Here is a 15,580-nt window from a genome sequence, read left to right as displayed (position 1 = left end):
TCTCCGGTGTTTCGTCCTGCCGCGTGACGGCCCATGGCGGTCCTCTCTGTCGCCGACCGCCATACTTAATAACAGATCTAATACACGTATGTCACAAATTTCACATCATTCACGGAAGTGGTCCCATCCCCCCACCGTCCTGACCTGCCCGTCCACGCGGACGCCCTGACCCTGCTCGACCTCGCCGATGACCGTCCACTCCGGCGGCAGCCGTACGGCGGGAGGGAAGGTCGCGGCGAGCGCGTGGTCGTCGCCGCCGGTCAGCACCCACTCCAGCGGGTCGGCCCCCAGTTCGCCGGCCGCCGCGGCCAGGACCTCCGCCACGGGCAGGGCGGCGGCGTCCAGGGCGACGGCCACTCCCGAGGCCTCCGCGACGTGCCCGAGGTCCTGCAGCAGGCCGTCGCTCACGTCGAGCATGGCCGTCGCGCCGAGCAGCGCGGCCCGGGGCCCGCAGGCGTACGGCGGCCGGGGGCGCCGGTGCGCCTCCGGAAGCTCCCGCAACTCCGGCGACCCGGCGCCCGCCCCCGCGGTGAGCAGGGCGAGACCCGCCGCCGCGTGACCGAGGCGTCCCGCCACCGCGACCACGTCCCCGGGCCGCGCGCCCGACCGGGTGACCGGCGGCCGTCCGCCGAGGTCCCCCAGCGCGGTCACCCCGAGCACGACGATCTCCGAACGCGTGACGTCGCCCCCCGCCACGGTCGCGCCGACGAGGTCGCACTCGTCGCGGAAGCCGTCGGTCAGCGCGTCCAGCCAGTCGGCGGCGGCGTCCGGGGGCAGGCCGAGCCCGACCACCAGCGCGGTGGGATCGGCCCCCATGGCGGCGATGTCGGCGAGGTTCTGCGCCGCCGCCTTGCGGCCGATGTCGTAGCCGCCCGACCAGTCGCGGCGGAAGTGCCGTCCCTCGACCAGAAGGTCCGTGCTCACCACCACCCGGCCGTCGGGCGCGCGCAGGATCGCGGCGTCGTCACCGGGGCCCAGCAGTACGGCCGCGCCCTGGGTAAGCCGTCCCGATATTCGCTGAATTACTCCGAATTCGCCCAGTTCTCCGACTGTGATAGCACACCCCTTGTGCATCCGAGGTACGGTTACGCTCCGGCACTGATCTCTACCCGGAGGGCGTCATGGTGCAGGCCTACATCCTTATCCAGACCGAGGTGGGCAGGGCGGCCAACGTGGCCGAGGAGATCTCGTCCATCCCTGGGGTGACGCAGGCCGAGGATGTCACCGGCCCCTACGACGTGATCGTCCGCGCCCGGGCCAACAACGTGGACGAACTCGGCAAGCTCGTGGTGGCCCAGATCCAGGCGGTGCAGGGCATCACTCGTACACTGACGTGTCCGATCGTCCACATCTGACCGCGAACCGACCGGGGGGACGATGCGCGTGGCGAGGCGGCCCGCAGCGGCGGGCACGGCCGCGGCGGGGGTGACGCTGGTCCTGATCGCGGCCTGCTCGTCCACCGTCCACGTGGAGCCGCCCACGCCCGCCGGCGAGGCCGCGGCAGCCTGCCGCAGGCTCGGCGCGGCCCTGCCGGAGACGCTCGACGGGCTCGGCCGGGCCGGCTCCGAGCCGCCCTCGCCGTACGTCGCCGTCTGGGGCGACGGCCAGATCGCCCTGCGCTGCGGTGTGCCCCGGCCGGCCGCGATGGAGCCGACGGCCGAGGTCGTCGACGTCAACGGCGTCGGCTGGTTCCAGGATCCCCGGCTGCCGACGCTGTTCACCTCGGTCAACCGGGTGGCGTACGTCGAGGTCACCATCGCCAAGAACCACCAACCGGCCGCGGTGCTCGTCGATCTCGCCGGGCCGGTCAAGCGGAACGTCCCCGACTAGCCGGCGCGAGCCGTCGGGACGGCATGGTCAGCGCAGCCCGGCGGGGCGGCGCAGGGCGAGCTGGATCAGGCGGTCCACCAGGTCGGCGTACGGCAGCCCGGTGGCGGCCCACAGCTGCGGCGCGACCGACAGCGAGGTGAAGCCCGGCATGGTGTTGATCTCGTTGACGATCAGCTCCCCGGACGGCGTGTAGAAGAAGTCGACCCTCGACAGTCCCTCGCAGCCGAGCGCCTCGTACGCGCGCACCGCCATGGCCCGGATCGTCTCGGCCACCTCGGCGGGGATGTCGGCCGGGGCCCGCAGCTCCATCTGGCCGGGGTGATACTTGGCCTCGAAGTCGAAGAACTCGCGCTCGCCCCGCACCAGCACCTCGCCGGGGACGCTGGCCTCGGGAGCTGCGCCGTCCGGCGACTCCAGCACCGCGCACTCGATCTCCCGGCCGACGACGGCGGCCTCGACCAGCACCTTCGGGTCGTGCTCGCGGGCCCGCTCGATCGCCTGCTCCAGCGACTCGGGATCGTGCGCCTTCGAGATGCCCTGCGACGACCCGGCCCTGGACGGCTTGACGAACACCGGCCAGCCCAGTTCCTCGATCTCCTTCAGCACCCGGCCGCGGTCGAGGCGCCAGTCGCGGTCCCGTACGACCACGAACGGGCCGACCGGCAGGCCGGCGGCGCGCAGGACGAGCTTCATGTACGCCTTGTCCATCCCGACCGCGCTGGCCAGCACGCCCGAGCCGACGTAACGGACCCCGGCCATCTCCAGCAGGCCCTGGATGGTCCCGTCCTCGCCGAACGGGCCGTGCATGACCGGGAAGACGACGTCCACCTGCCCGAGCGGGAGCGGGATCTCGCCGGGCTCCAGGGCCACGAGCGCGCCCGAATCCGCGGGCAGCGCGAGCGCCGTGCCCGAGTCGTCCACGACGGGGAGGCGGCCCGACTCGATCGCGTACGTCTGACTGCCGGAGGCCAGCACCCAGCGCCCGTCCTGGGCGATGCCGATGGGGACGACCTCGTACTTCGTCCGGTCGATGGCCTGCAGCACGCTGCCCGCGCCCATCAGCGAGACGGCGTGCTCGGAGTTGCGCCCGCCGAAGACGACTGCCACGCGCACGCGTGACGGGGACTCGCGATCCTCATTCATGATGCCCGAATCTACCGTGTTCGAGGGGCATAACGGCTTGTCAGCCGCGCGCGGCGGAGAGCCGGACGGCTGGTCAGACGCCGTAGCGCTCCGGTTTCGGCGTGCGGGACATGAGCAGCACGGCGGCCTCTCCGGGGGTCATGCCGTCGTGGACGACCCCCACGACCACCTCGGTGATCGGCATCTCCACGTCGTGCTTCCTGGCCAGTTCGAGCACCGACTCACACGACTTGACGCCCTCGGCGGTCTGCTTCGTGGCCGCGACGACCTCGGCCATCGTCATCCCGCGGCCCAGGTTCTCGCCGAAGGTCCGGTTGCGCGACAGCGGCGAGGTGCAGGTCGCGACGAGGTCGCCCATGCCGGCGAGACCCGCGAAGGTGTGCTGGTCGGCGCCGAGCGCCGCGCCCAGCCGGGCGATCTCGGCGAGCCCCCGGGTCATGAGCGTGGCGCGCACGTTGTCGCCCAGGCCCATGCCGGCCGCGACACCGACGGCCAGCGCGATGACGTTCTTGACCGCGCCGCCGAGTTCGACGCCGACCACGTCCGGGTTCGTGTACGTCCGGAACCACGGCAGGTGGCACGCCTCCTGCAGCCGGGCCGCCACCTCCTCGTCGGTGCAGGCGACGACGGCCGCGGCGGGCTGCCGCCGGGCCAGTTCGGGGACCAGGTTGGGCCCGGAGACCACGGCCACCCGGCTCTCCGGCACCTCCGCCACCTCGCAGACGACCTCGCTCATCCGCTTGCAGGTGCCGAGTTCGACGCCCTTCATCAGGCTGACCAGCACGGCCCCGGGCGGGATGTGGTGCTTCCACACCTGGAGGTTGCCGCGCAGCGTCTGGGACGGGATGGCGAGGACCACGAAGTCCGCGCCGTCCATTGCCTCGGCGGGGTCGGTCGTCGCGCGCAGGGTGTCGGGCAGCCGCGTCCCCGGCAGGTACTCCGGATTCTCCCGGGTCTCGTTGATCGCGTCGACGATCTGCGCCCGCCTGCCCCAGAGGGTCGGAGTGGTGCCCGCCTCGGCGAGGATCATCGCGAACGTGGTGCCCCACGAGCCCGTACCAAACACAGCCGCCCTGGTCACTGGACGCACCACTCCTCTTGCCTCGCGCGCTCACCCCTCACCGTACGCTCCGGTCAGCCGTTGGAGTCGTTCTTCGGGTCATAGGGGACCTCTGGCGCCTTCTCATCCCGAATCTCGGCGAGCAGGGCGGTGATGGCCGCCATGATGTCCGCGGTCGCGTCGCGCAGGACCGAGCCGCGCAGGGGCTGCCCGGCGTACCGGGACAGGTCGACCGGCGGCCCGGCGAGCACGTGGAAGGTCGTGCGAGGCAGGAGGCGAGGCTTCTTCTCGCCGTACGGCAGCAGCTCCTGGGCGCCCCAGTGGGCGATCGGGATGACCGGCACGCCGCTCGTGAGGGCCAGCCGGGCGACGCCGGTCTTGCCCGCCATCGGCCACATCTCGGGATCGCGGCTGATCGTGCCCTCGGGATAGAACATGATGCAGGCGCCGTTGCGCAGCCGCTCTTCGGCGATCTTGAGCGACCGCGTGGCCTCGGTGCTGTTGCGCTCGACCGGGATGGCCTGGAGCTGCCTGACGGCGCGGCCGAGGACGGGCAGCCGGAAGAGGCCGGCCTTGGCCAGGATCGTCGGCCACCGCCCGTTGTTGTAGAGATAGTGGGCGAGCAGCACGGGGTCGGACCACGACAGGTGGTTGGCCGCGATGATCAGCCCTCCCGTGCGCGGGATGTTCTCCCCGCCGCGCCACTTCCGCCGTACGAACAGCCGGGAGATCGGCTTGACGACGACGACCGCGAGCGCCTCCCACCGGCGGGGCGGCCGCCCGGCCCGCCGGCTCACCACCCCTTGGGGACGACCGGAACCGGGGTCGGCGGCGCGGGGTGCGGGAGTGCTCGGGTCGGGTGCGGGGTCGCTGGGGTGGCTCACAAGGTCTCCAAAATCACCAGAATCCGGGACAAGTCTCCCGGTTGGCCATGCGCGATGTCGAGGCGGGATGCTACAACCATGCCCCTGGTGCGATGGTCAATTGTGGTTCCGGTGAAGACCCTGATCCGGGCCAAGACCCGGCTCGCCGCCGCGGCGGGGCCGTACCGGGCCGACCTGGCGGTGGCGGTGGCCCTCGACACCGTGGCGGCGGCGCTGCGCTGCCGCCTCGTGGCGCGGGTGGTGGTCGTGACGGCCGACCCGCTGCCCGCGCGGCGGCTGGCCGCCCTGGGCGCCCACGTGGTGGCCGATCCCGACCGGGGACTGAACACGGCCCTGCGGACCGGCGCGGAGGAGGCCGTGCGGCTCGCGCCGGGCGACGCGGTCGGCGCCCTGCAGGCCGACCTGCCCGCGCTGCGGCCCGCGGAGCTGGAGACGGTGCTCGGGGCCGCGCCGGAGTTCGACCAGGCGTTCGTCCCCGACGCCGCCGAGGTCGGCACCACGTTCTACGGCGTACGGCCCGGCGTGCCCTTCCGGCCGGGGTTCGGCGGCGAGTCGCGGGCCCGGCACCTCTCGCGGGGGGCCAAGGAGCTGGCCCCGCCCGGGATCGCGTCGGTGCGCCGGGACGTCGACACGGTCGAGGACCTGCGCGAGGCCCTCGCCCTCGGAGTCGGCCCCGCGACCGCCGAGGTCGCCGCCCGGATCCTCGGCGGCGCATCGCGCTGACGCGCCGGCGGCCGGACCGTGGTGGCAGGGAAAGGCGGTCACGCCGAGCCCCCGCTCCGGCATGACCGCCCGCGACTCCGTCGTGCCCGCTAGTGGGTCGCCTCCGCGTTCTCGCGGGCGTGCCTGGGCAGGAGGAACGCCACCGCGAACGTCACGACGAGCATCCCGGCGACGACCCAGAGGGTGACCTTCATGGCCTGGTCGAAACTCGCGGCGGTGGGCAGGTCGCCGAGCAGGTCGAAGAAGATCGTGCCGAGCAGGGCCACGCCGAAGGCGTTGCCCAGCTGCTGGACCGCGGTCATCGTGCCGGAGGCCGAGCCGGTCTCGTGCTCCTCCACCCCGGCCAGGACGATGTCGAAGAACGGCGACATCAGCATGCCCATGCCGACCCCGCTCACCAGCAGGGCGGGGACGAGCTGCCAGGCGGTCACCTGCGTCCCGGTGACGGTCAGCGTGAGCAGGACGCCGAGGACCCCCAGCGTCATGACCAGCGTGCCGAGGTGCAGCAGCCGGCGCCCGAGCTTCTGCAGCGGCTGGGCGACCCCGAAGCCGACGATCATGCCGGCGGACCACGGGACCATCACCAGGCCGGCCTTCAGCGCGGAGTAGTGCAGCCCGATCTGGCAGTAGAGGTTGAACGCCAGCATGAACCCGGCCATGCCGGAGAAGAACACCAGCCCGGTGAACAGGCCGCCGGTGAACGCGCGCTTGCGGAACAGGCTGGGCACGATCAGCGGGTCGCCGCCCGCACGGCTCCTGCGGGACTGGAACCATCCGAAGGCGGCGAAGACCACAACCGAGGCGGCGAGCATGACGAAAGCCCAAGCCGGCCAGTCGTGCTCACGCCCCTGCACGAGGGGGTAGATCACCAGGAAGCCGCCCAGGGAGGCGAGGACGACGCCGCCCAGGTCGAGCCGCAGCGGGTGCGGCGACCGCGACTCGGGCAGGAAGCGCAGACCGGCGGACAGCGCGGCGAGGCCGAGCGGCAGGTTGACCAGGAAGATCATGCGCCAGCCGGTGCCCCAGTAGTCGGCCTCCACGAGCCAGCCGGCCAGGATCGGGCCGCCCACGGCGGACAGGCCCATCATCGGCCCGAACATGCCGAACGCCTTGCCCATCTCGGCCGGCGGGAACATCTCCTTGATCATGCCGAGCCCCTGGGGCAGCATGACCGCGCCGAACAGGCCCTGCACCACCCGGGCGCCGATGAGCATCTCGGGCGACTGCGCGACGGCGCACAGCAGGGAGCCCGCGGTGAAGCCGGCGGCCCCGATCAGGAACATCCGCTTGCGCCCGAAGATGTCGCCCAGCCGGCCGCCGGTGATCAGGCCCACGGCCATGGCCAGCGTGTAGGCGGCGCCCAGCCACTGGATGACGGACTCCGATCCGCCCAGGTCGGCGCGCATGCTCGGCGCCGCGATGTTGGTGACCATCGCGTCGAGCAGATCCATGATCTCGGCCGCGAGGATCACGAAGAGAGCGGCCCAGCGCCACCGGTACGCGGGCGCCTCATCCACCGGCGCCTCGGACGCCGCGGTGCTGACGGTGTTCGCCATCACCCCTCCTTGAGTTTCTGAACAGTGTTCACCAACAACTGAGCGCTGTTCTATCATTGAACGGCGTTCAGTTCAAAGTCCGCTGTTCTCAAGATATATCTCGTTCGCCGAGCACACAAGATATATCTCGTGTGGAGAGCGGTGTTCGCTGAGCGGAAGCGGTGTTCACTACCATGGGCGTGAGAGTGGGAGGTTCTCGTTGACGCAGCCGGACATGCCGACGCCGCCGTGGGAACGCCCGCCGAAGCGACGCAGGCCGCCCAGGGCGCCCCTGAGCCGGGAGCGCATCGTGGACGCCGCGTACGCGGTCCTCGACCGGGAGGGCTACGACGGGCTGAGCATGCGCCAGGTGGCCGCCGAGCTGCACGTCGCCGTCTCGGCGCTGTACGTCCACGTGCGCGACAAGGACGAGTTGCTGCAGCTGATGTACAACCGGCTCTTCGACGGCTACGAGCTGCCCGAGCCCGATCCCGAGCAGTGGCGGGAGCAGCTCAGGAACTTCGCCCGTCAGGGAAGGCAGCGCCTGCTCAGCCACCGGGACATGGCGAAGATCTCGATGGCCCACGTCCCCTTCACCCCGGAGCTGCTCCCCCACGTCGAACGGATGCTGGCGATGTTCACCGCCGCCGGGCTGCCGCGGAAGGTCGTCGCCATCGCGGGCGACCTGCTGTCGACGTACATGGACGGGTTCGTGCTGGAGGAGAGCCTCTGGCGGGACCGCTATCCGGAGAACGGCGGTGCGGCTCCCGAGAAGATGCGCGAGGAGATCCAGAGCTACTTCTCCTCGCTGCCGCCGGACCGGTTCCCGAACCTGGTGGAGCTGGCCGACGTCATGGTGGACGAGTCGAACGACTACCGGTTCGAGCTCGGCGTCGAGATCATCCTGCGCGGCATCGCCTCCTACATCGGCGAGCCGGACCCCGGGGACGACCAGCCGGAACCGGGCTGAGCCTCAGCCCACCCGGCGGATGCCCGGCGCCAGCAGGATCGGCAGATGGGCGAGCGCGTACGCGCCGCAGGCCGTCCAGAACGCCACGCGCACCCCGGCGAGCTGCCCGAGAGTGCCCGCCAGCAGGCCGCCGAGCGGCGTCGGGCCCCACATGAGGAACCGCATGGTGGCGCTCAGGCGGCCGAGCAGGTGCGGAGGGCAGATCGACTGACGGTAGGTCCCCTGCGCCACGGAGAAGACGGTCGTCGCGACCCCACTGGCCGCGAGGGCCGCCGGGAAGATCAGCAGGCGCGCGCCTCCCCCGGTGAAGGCGAGCGGAGGGATGAACAGCGTGGCCGCCAGCGCCGACGCGTACATGGCCCGGCCCGTGCCCATCCGGGCGACGGCTCTCGGGCCGAGCCAGGCGCCGAACACCCCGCCGGCCGCGCCCGCCGACAGCAGCGTGCCGTACGCGCCTGGGGACACGCCGACCTCACGGACGAGGTACAGCGGCACGGTGGCCGACCACAGGCCGAACGACGTCATCGTCAGCGCCCCGACCATGGCGACGCGGCGCAGGACGGGCTGCCCGAGGACGAACCGGAGCCCTTCGGCGATCTCGGACCGCAACCCGCCGCGCGCCGCCTCGCCCTGCTCCTCCGCCCGCCCCTCGCCCTGCCTTTCGCCCTGCCCTGTGCCCTGCCTTTCGCCCTGCTCTGTGCCCCGCCCCTCGCCCGGGCTCCCGGCCCGCCCTCGCCCCTCGTCCGTCCGTACGCGGACGAGCAGCAGCGCGGAGACGGCGTAGCTGAGGGCGTCGGCGACGACCGCCATGGGCGCGGTGAGCGCCTGGACCAGCCAGCCGCCGATCGCGGGGCCCGACAGTTCGGCGACCGAGACGTTCGCGGCCAGCACGCCGTGCCCGCGGGCGAGGCCCCGCGGGCCCACGATCGCGGGCAGGTAGCTCTGGTGCGCCACGTCGAAGAAGACCGTGCACAACCCGGTCAGCAGGGCCACCGCGTACATCTGCGGAAGTCCGAGCGCGCCGGCCACCGCGGCGGCGGGAATCGACAGCAGCGCCGCCGCGCGGACCACGTCGGCCGCGACCAGCACCGGACGGCGCGGCATCCGGTCGACCCAGGCTCCGGCGGGCAGCCCGACGAGCAGGAAGGCCAGCATCTCCGCGGCGGTGAGCAGGCCCACCTGGAACGGGCTCGCGTGCAGGGTGATCGCCGCCGTGAGCGGCAGGGCGACCAGGGAGACCTGGCTGCCGACCTTGCTGATCGCGTCGGCGCCGGCGTAGCGCCGGAAGTCCCGGGCACGCCACAGGCTCCGGCTCGCCGTCGTGGTCACGCCGGACGATGCTGGCACCCGCACGATCAGGACGTCAACGGAGTTTCACGGCGGTCCGGGACGCGGCGATAGGCTGACGACGTGCGGGTGACGGTGCAGGCGACGGTGCGGAGCTTCGATCCGGAGAGCCGGTCGGGCGTGGTCCTCCTCGACGACGGCGCCCGCGTCCCCTTCGACCGCGAGGCGTTCGACGCCGGGCCGCTGCGACACCTGCGTCCCGGCCAGCGGGTCGCCCTCCTCATGGCGGACGGCCGGGTCTCCTACCTCACGCTGTCGACCTTCCCCCTGCCCGGAGAAGGGGACCTCATGGTTGACACCGGGCGGGTTTGACCGGACGCCCTGGCCAGGGGTGTACTGAAAGGGCAGGCACCTCGTTCGGTGAGGCGTCTGCGCGGACACAGGCCACTGACCCTCCTCGTCGAGAGACGTCCCGGGTCAGGACAGGTCTCCCCGGCTTAAGGGGTGACCCCAAGTGGCTTCCCCGCTCGCGGGGATCACGCCGCGCAGTGCCGAAGCTCTTACGTGAGGGGTGCGTGCGCGACGCGGTACGGCGAGGGGCGCGGTCGTCGCCCCATGACCGTGAGGAGGTGGTCGGGATGAGTTCCGGCAGTCCACATCCGTTCCGTCCCGTCACCCTTCCCGCGCCCGGCGGGCTCCGCCGGAGGTGATCCGGCTCGTCGCGCGGGCCGAGACCGCGCAGGCGCGTCCGGCCCCGCCGCCCGGCGTGTGACGGGTGCCCATCCGTGCCCGGATTCCCGGCGCGTGACAGGAGGTCCGTCATGACCATCACGATTTCTGTCCCGTTCGCGCTGCCGCCGACCCTGGTCAGGGCGGCTCGCGCCCTGTTCCCCGTCCTGATGCCGCTGGCGCTCGCGCTGGTGGGCACCGCCGACGCGGGAGTCGGCCTCGTCGTGGGGCTGGAGATCGGGCTCGCGATCCTGCGGCATCTGCTGGGACCCTGACCGCCGTACGGCAGACCTGCGCGAGGCGTGCCGATAGGGAGTGTGCGACACCCATAACCGGCGGCTCGCCCGTCGAAGTACGACTCCATTCGCCTGGGATCCACAGGCCCATCATGTCCGCCCGTCGGGAGGCCAGGTCCTTGCTGTCGCCTACTGCCGTCCTTGGGTGAACTTGCTCAACGCGTCGTCGACGATCCCGTGCAGGGCTCTCGCACAGGCCGAGACCCTGCCGTTGGGCGGGTAGTAGACGCTCGCGACGGGCGGCTGATCGCAGTAGTCCTTGCCGTGCTGGCTGCAACACCGCTCCGTGGCCGCCACGCTTCTGGGATCGTGAAAGGCCTGGTCGAACGGCATAACGATCCGAATCTCCATGGGCTCCATGCGGCGAAGCGTAGAAGCAGAGCGGCTGTCCGTCGAGGCCGTCCTGTGGACGGCGTGCAGGCCTTTCAGAGATGAATCGCGACCTGCGGGACCCGACGGCACCGAGGATGATGACGAGATCTGAGTGAAGGGGTCTCGATCGCCGAGGCCAGCGCCAGCGTCGCGTCGATCTGGGAATCCATCGCGACCGCCGACGGGTCCTCCGCACGGCCGGCGGGGTCGGCCCGGTAGAGGGTGGCGGAGCCGCCGGTGCCGACGTCGCCAGCCCAACGAGCCAGCCCCGGACCAGTCGCAACACCGGGTCGCGGTACTAGCCTGCGGTGGTGACCGGAACCGAACTGGACGAGTTGATCGTGGCTGACAGCGCGGCGCTGCGCGCGTGGCTGCTGGGCAACCACACTGCCTCTCCTGGCGTGTGGCTCGCCCTGACCAGGAAGGGCGGCTCCGTCACCACGCTGACCTGGCAGCAGGCGGTCGATGAGGCACTGTGCTTCGGCTGGATCGACGGGCAGGCCCGCAAGCGCGACGAGGAGAGTTCCTGGAGACGGTTCACCCCGCGCCGGTCCCGCAGCGTCTGGTCGCAGCGCAACGTCGCCAACGTGGCCCGGTTGGAGGCGGCCGGCCTGATGCTGCCCGCTGGCCGTGCCGCGGTGGAAGCCGCGAAGGCCGACGGGCGGTGGACGGCCGCCTATGCACCGCCGTCGGAAGCGGAGGTCCCGGCCGACCTGCGAGCCGCGATCGCCGCCGACCCAGCGGCGCAGGCGATGTTCGAGGTGCTCACCAAGACCAACCGCTTCGCTCTCATCAGCCGGGTCAATGCCGTCAAGCGGGCCGAGACGCGCACCCGGAAGATCGCCGAGTACGTGGCGATGCTGGCCCGGCACGAGACGATCCACCCTCAGCGAGCCAGGCCGACGCACCCGCCGACGTCGTTACCGGATGTCTGCCAGAACAGACGAATCCACGTTGTTCACCAAGACTGTGCTCTCGAAACTCCGTCTGGTCCGCTTCAAGAAGCGCGAAGATCTCCGCTGGTGCACGGTCCGAGAAGTGCGACAGCTGCAGGTCGCGTCGGCGTACCTGCGCTTCGCTGAACCGTGGGCATCGCAGGAAGATGACGGAAAGGCGATCGGCAGTACCTTCCCGCGATCGAATCATGCTCGTCGAGCATTCTCAGCACGTGGGCTGAGCGCCCGTGCCGGCGTCAGCTGTATCGCTCGACGAGCGCGTTGCCGATCGAGGCCAGGTGGTCTCGCACACCCGGAGGGCCGGTCACTTCGAGCCATTCGACCAGCCCGGCGACTTCGCCGGCGAGGGTGTAGTCGTCATGGCCGCGGATCACGACGTCGATGCGTCCGTCGGTCGTGGTGCCTCCGACTTCGAGTCGGTCGCCGAACCCGATCCGGAGAATGCCTACGGCGTGGGGCGCGCAGACGGCCTGGACCTCCAGAGGTGTTCGTCTGCGGTCGATCTCGTCGGCGATCTCGCGCCAGCTCTCGGCGAGGTCGAAGTCCTCGGGCCGGTGCACGGGATCGCCGGTCGGGTCGGCGGATGTCACGCGGTCGATGCGGAAGGTCCGTCGGCCGGTCTCGGTGTGGGAGACGAGATACCACGCCGGGCCTTTGGCGACGATGCCCAGCGGATGGACGGTCCTCTCGGTTTCGGCGCCTTTGCTATCGACATAGCCGAGCCGCACCTGGACGCCGCGGATCACCGCGTCCTGGAGGTCGTCGAGGAAGCGAGGTGGTCGGTGCTCGACCCGGCTCGACCCCCATCGTCGCGGGTCCATGACCAAGGATGATGCTGCTGCTTCGGCTTGGGCGCGGAAGGGTTCTGGCAGGGCGTGGACGAGTTTGCGCAGGGCTGCTTTCACGGCCGGAGTCGCGGCCGAGGCCGGGCCGGCGACCAGGAACAGGGCGCGGGCCTCACCTGCGGTCAACCCGGACAGGTCGGTACGGGCGCCGCCCACCAGGCGCCAGCCGCCGCCCCGTCCTTGCGTGGAGTACACGGGCACCCCGGCCATGGCCAGGGCGTCGAGGTCGCGGCGGGCGGTGCGCTCGGAGACCTCCAGCTCCCGGGCGACCTCTGCCGCTGTCACCTGCTCACGCCGTTGCAGCATGAGGAGGACGGCCACCAGCCGGTCGGTTCGCACGCCCATAAAACTCCCACACAAACCGGTCATGAGGTGACCGGTTTCGGCGTCAGGATGGCGCCATGACCTCAACCGATTTCCCCAAGCCCACCCTCATTCCGGTCAACGGTGTGGAACTCGAAGTCTTCGAAGCGGGCCGAGAGAACGCGGGAAGGCCCATCGTGCTCTGCCACGGCTGGCCGGACCACGCCTTCACCTGGCGCCACCAGATGCCCGCCCTCGCCGCGGCCGGCTACCACGTCATCGCCCCGAACCAGCGCGGCTACGGCAACTCCTCCCGCCCGGCCGAGGTGACGGACTACGACATCGAACACCTGTCGGGTGACCTCGTCGCGCTCCTGGACCACTACGGATACCAAGACGCCACCTTCATCGGCCACGACTGGGGCGCGTTCGTCGTCTGGGGCCTGACCCTGCTGCACCCCACACGTGTGAACAAGGTGATCAACCTGAGCTTGCCCTACCAGGAGCGCGGGGAAAAGCCGTGGATCGAGTTCATGGAAGACATGCTCGGCGGCGACTTCTACTTCGTCCACTTCAACCGGCAGCCGGGCGTCGCCGACGCCGTATTCGAAGACAACACCGCCCAGTTCCTCCGCAACCTGTACCGGAAGAACCAGCCGCCGCCGGAGCCTCAGCCGGGCATGGCACTGATCAACCTCGCCAGAGCGCAAACACCCCTCGGCGAACCCATCATGAGCGACAGCGAACTGGCCGTCCTCGTCTCCGCCTTCGAAACATCCGGATTCACCGGCGGCATCAACTGGTACAGGAACCTCGACCGCAACTGGCGCCTCCTGGCGGACGTGGACTCGATCATCCACCAGCCCGCCCTCGTGATCTACGGCGACCGGGACCCGGTCGCGAGGTCGGAAAACCTGGCAGAGTTCGTGCCCAACGTGGAAGTGGTCTGCCTGGACTGCGGCCACTGGATCCAGCAGGAAAAACCCGAAGAAACAAACCAGGCCATTCTCAACTGGCTGGACAAGCGGGATGACGCCTAACGTCTCGTGATCCCAGCCTGCGATAAACGCCTGGCCACTGAGGATTCTGGGCTTACTACCGGCAAGGCAGCTACCACCAGCCGCCAGCTGTGACTGATCCACAGGTCAGGGCGCTGGTGCTCAGGTCTCCGCAAGGGTCTGAAGGAACAGTTGGCCGCACGGGTCGCTCCAGTCGTGGATGGTCATGCCGACGCCGAACAGGACGCCCCGGCCAGACAGGCTCGTCAGGATGTCGTTGGCCTCAGCCATGTTGCGGGCGAACCGGTCGAACTTTGTCACGGTGAACACGCTGCTGTCCCAGACGGGATAACGGCGGCAAATACGCCATGAGCGCCAAAGGGCTCGGCAAGACCGCATGTGCTTCCAGTGACCTCGCCTTCGTTTTCACTCTCGGACCGACGCTGGTCCGCATCGCCTATTACGGCACCAAGGCCACCACGATCCATCAGCTCTGGCCGGGCATCGCGACCGAGAGACCCAAGATCGCCTTCGGCACCCTTCGGTACGTCGGAGACGGAAATCCGGGCCCCAGCATCAGCGGCGTCGTGATTTTCACCCCGGAGGGTGGCCGGCCGATGAAACTCGGGTACGACTGGATGGCTGGATTCAACCGAATCACTGAGGCATGTAACGCCGACTGGCTCACCGGTGGTGATCCGCGCAACGCCCCAACCGGGAGCCTCGTTGCTGTCTTACCCTGCCGCGATTCCCCTGTCGAACCGCACCCTTGCCCGTCTGGCCGAGCTCATCTGCTCCCACCGCGCCGAACACCGCAGCCGGTGGCGGCGCCTGAACCCCGGGCAACAGGCGTTACTGGTGCTGGCCCACCTGCGCAACGGCGACGCTTACACCCGCCTGGCCGCCGGCTTCTCCATCGGCACCACTACCGCCTGGCGGTACGTGCGCGAGTCGGTCGACCTGCTCGCCGCCCTGGCCGACGATGTCCACGCCGCCGCGACCCGGGCTTTCCGGCTGGCCCACACCATCCTCGACGGCACGCTCATCCCGATCGACCGCGTCGCCGACCAGAAGCCGTACTACTCCGGCAAGCACAAGCGCCATGGGATGAACGTCCAGGTCCTCGCCGATCCCGCAGGCCGCCTGGTCTGGGCCTCTCCTGCTCTTCCCGGCGCGGTGCACGACCTGAGCGCAGCCTGGATCGTGGGTCTGATCGACGCACTGACGGCCAACGGCGTGCTGACCTTCGCCGACAAGGGCTACCAAGGCGCAGGTGGCACGGTCCGCACCCCGTTCAAGCGCCACTGGCACCGGCCGCGGCTGTCACGCGGGCAGAAGGACGTCAACCGTGCCCACGCCCGCATCCGAGCCCTCGGCGAACGCGCCATCGCGACTCTGAAGACGTGGAAGGTCCTGGCCAAGCTCCGCTGCTGTCCTCGCCGGGCCACCGCGATCGTGCAGGCCGTCCTCGTCCTGCACGCCGTCGAAGCCGACCCCTACTCAGGATTGAAAGGGCTCAATGGACCAGCTGAGATTGCGATATCCGAGTTGACCTGCCAGTCGTCATTGAGCGCCTTGCGGGACTCCGCCCGGCCGACCCGCGTGCCGCCCATCATGGCGTCTGCTGGTCGCGGCGGGTCTGCTTCTTC

17 protein-coding genes, 1 pseudogene and 1 riboswitch are annotated in these 15,580 nt (G+C 70.5%); of the genes and pseudogenes, 9 read left to right on the top strand and 9 right to left on the bottom strand.

All coding sequences use genetic code 11. The features are described from left to right. Nucleotides 1–105: 105 nt before the first annotated feature. On the bottom strand, nt 106–1,074 hold the full coding sequence (locus FED44_RS30835) for a thiamine-phosphate kinase (RefSeq protein ID WP_111698159.1): 969 nt from the start codon (nt 1,072–1,074) through the stop codon (nt 106–108). A gap of 47 nt (nt 1,075–1,121) precedes the next feature. On the opposite strand from FED44_RS30835, the gene FED44_RS30830 reads away from it, so the two are divergent. Continuing rightward, complete coding sequence (locus FED44_RS30830; protein ID WP_111698157.1) at nt 1,122–1,355, top strand: Lrp/AsnC family transcriptional regulator; 234 nt, start codon at nt 1,122–1,124, stop codon at nt 1,353–1,355. A 22-nt stretch (nt 1,356–1,377) separates the two neighbouring features. After that, nucleotides 1,378–1,830, top strand: a complete 453-nt coding sequence (locus FED44_RS30825) for a DUF3515 domain-containing protein (protein WP_138462889.1) — start codon at nt 1,378–1,380, stop codon at nt 1,828–1,830. Between the two features lie 27 nt (nt 1,831–1,857). Here the strand turns inward: FED44_RS30825 and FED44_RS30820 are convergent, their stop codons facing one another. The 3 genes from FED44_RS30820 to FED44_RS30810 form a co-directional block, all read right to left on the bottom strand. Beyond that, nucleotides 1,858–2,973 carry a D-alanine--D-alanine ligase family protein gene (locus tag FED44_RS30820; RefSeq protein ID WP_138462888.1) on the bottom strand — a complete coding sequence of 372 codons (1,116 nt, stop codon included), beginning with the start codon at nt 2,971–2,973 and terminating at the stop codon, nt 1,858–1,860. 73 nt (nt 2,974–3,046) lie between these two features. Further along, nucleotides 3,047–4,054 carry an NAD(P)H-dependent glycerol-3-phosphate dehydrogenase gene (locus FED44_RS30815; RefSeq protein ID WP_138462887.1) on the bottom strand — a complete coding sequence of 336 codons (1,008 nt, stop codon included), beginning with the start codon at nt 4,052–4,054 and terminating at the stop codon, nt 3,047–3,049. A gap of 53 nt (nt 4,055–4,107) precedes the next feature. Further along, nucleotides 4,108–4,917 carry a lysophospholipid acyltransferase family protein gene (locus tag FED44_RS30810; RefSeq protein ID WP_316246856.1) on the bottom strand — a complete coding sequence of 270 codons (810 nt, stop codon included), beginning with the start codon at nt 4,915–4,917 and terminating at the stop codon, nt 4,108–4,110. Between the two features lie 78 nt (nt 4,918–4,995). Here FED44_RS30810 and cofC point away from each other — a divergent pair, with 78 nt between their 5' ends. Beyond that, a complete protein-coding gene (cofC, locus tag FED44_RS30805; protein ID WP_138462886.1) occupies nt 4,996–5,640 on the top strand; it encodes a 2-phospho-L-lactate guanylyltransferase in 645 nt (214 codons plus the stop codon). 89 nt (nt 5,641–5,729) lie between these two features. On the opposite strand, the gene FED44_RS30800 is transcribed toward cofC, so the two are convergent. Continuing rightward, nucleotides 5,730–7,196 carry an MFS transporter gene (locus FED44_RS30800; RefSeq protein WP_111698144.1) on the bottom strand — a complete coding sequence of 489 codons (1,467 nt, stop codon included), beginning with the start codon at nt 7,194–7,196 and terminating at the stop codon, nt 5,730–5,732. 199 nt (nt 7,197–7,395) lie between these two features. On the opposite strand from FED44_RS30800, the gene FED44_RS30795 reads away from it, so the two are divergent. Continuing rightward, the gene (locus tag FED44_RS30795) at nt 7,396–8,145 is read left to right on the top strand and encodes a TetR/AcrR family transcriptional regulator (protein WP_208759270.1); all 750 of its coding nucleotides are present in this window, start codon (nt 7,396–7,398) and stop codon (nt 8,143–8,145) included. Between the two features lie 3 nt (nt 8,146–8,148). Here the strand turns inward: FED44_RS30795 and FED44_RS30790 are convergent, their stop codons facing one another. Further along, entirely contained in the window at nt 8,149–9,474 is a 1,326-nt protein-coding gene (locus tag FED44_RS30790) for an MFS transporter (protein ID WP_167521638.1), read from the bottom strand. A gap of 81 nt (nt 9,475–9,555) precedes the next feature. Here FED44_RS30790 and FED44_RS30785 point away from each other — a divergent pair, with 81 nt between their 5' ends. Next, nucleotides 9,556–9,804, top strand: a complete 249-nt coding sequence (locus FED44_RS30785) for a cold-shock protein (RefSeq protein WP_244302421.1) — start codon at nt 9,556–9,558, stop codon at nt 9,802–9,804. 33 nt (nt 9,805–9,837) lie between these two features. Beyond that, nucleotides 9,838–10,010: riboswitch (M-box (ykoK) riboswitch) on the top strand. Nucleotides 10,011–10,253: 243 nt separating this feature from the next. Then, on the top strand, nt 10,254–10,436 hold the full coding sequence (locus FED44_RS30780; RefSeq protein WP_111698140.1) for a hypothetical protein: 183 nt from the start codon (nt 10,254–10,256) through the stop codon (nt 10,434–10,436). A 150-nt stretch (nt 10,437–10,586) separates the two neighbouring features. On the opposite strand, the gene FED44_RS30775 is transcribed toward FED44_RS30780, so the two are convergent. Next, a complete protein-coding gene (locus FED44_RS30775; RefSeq protein WP_138462884.1) occupies nt 10,587–10,808 on the bottom strand; it encodes a hypothetical protein in 222 nt (73 codons plus the stop codon). Nucleotides 10,809–11,140: 332 nt separating this feature from the next. Between FED44_RS30775 and FED44_RS30770 the strand changes: the two genes are divergently transcribed. Next, nucleotides 11,141–11,911: a YdeI/OmpD-associated family protein gene (locus tag FED44_RS30770; protein ID WP_208759269.1), complete on the top strand. Its 771-nt coding sequence runs from the start codon at nt 11,141–11,143 to the stop codon at nt 11,909–11,911. A gap of 110 nt (nt 11,912–12,021) precedes the next feature. On the opposite strand, the gene FED44_RS30765 is transcribed toward FED44_RS30770, so the two are convergent. Further along, nucleotides 12,022–12,975: a helix-turn-helix transcriptional regulator gene (locus FED44_RS30765; protein WP_244302419.1), complete on the bottom strand. Its 954-nt coding sequence runs from the start codon at nt 12,973–12,975 to the stop codon at nt 12,022–12,024. A gap of 56 nt (nt 12,976–13,031) precedes the next feature. On the opposite strand from FED44_RS30765, the gene FED44_RS30760 reads away from it, so the two are divergent. Beyond that, nucleotides 13,032–13,973 carry an alpha/beta fold hydrolase gene (locus FED44_RS30760; RefSeq protein ID WP_111698136.1) on the top strand — a complete coding sequence of 314 codons (942 nt, stop codon included), beginning with the start codon at nt 13,032–13,034 and terminating at the stop codon, nt 13,971–13,973. Nucleotides 13,974–14,093: 120 nt separating this feature from the next. Here the strand turns inward: FED44_RS30760 and FED44_RS30755 are convergent, their stop codons facing one another. Next, nucleotides 14,094–14,252 (bottom strand): recombinase family protein, encoded by a 159-nt coding sequence (locus FED44_RS30755; protein WP_208759268.1) that lies wholly within the window; start codon nt 14,250–14,252, stop codon nt 14,094–14,096. A 405-nt stretch (nt 14,253–14,657) separates the two neighbouring features. Here FED44_RS30755 and FED44_RS30750 point away from each other — a divergent pair. Further along, nucleotides 14,658–15,437 (top strand): annotated as a pseudogene (locus tag FED44_RS30750) (transposase family protein); the annotation flags it as partial. Nucleotides 15,438–15,580: the final 143 nt, after the last annotated feature.

It is taken from the genome of Microbispora triticiradicis, assembly GCF_005864065.1.
Lineage (GTDB): Bacteria > Actinomycetota > Actinomycetes > Streptosporangiales > Streptosporangiaceae > Microbispora > Microbispora triticiradicis.
This window is presented reverse-complemented; position numbering and strand designations above follow the sequence as displayed.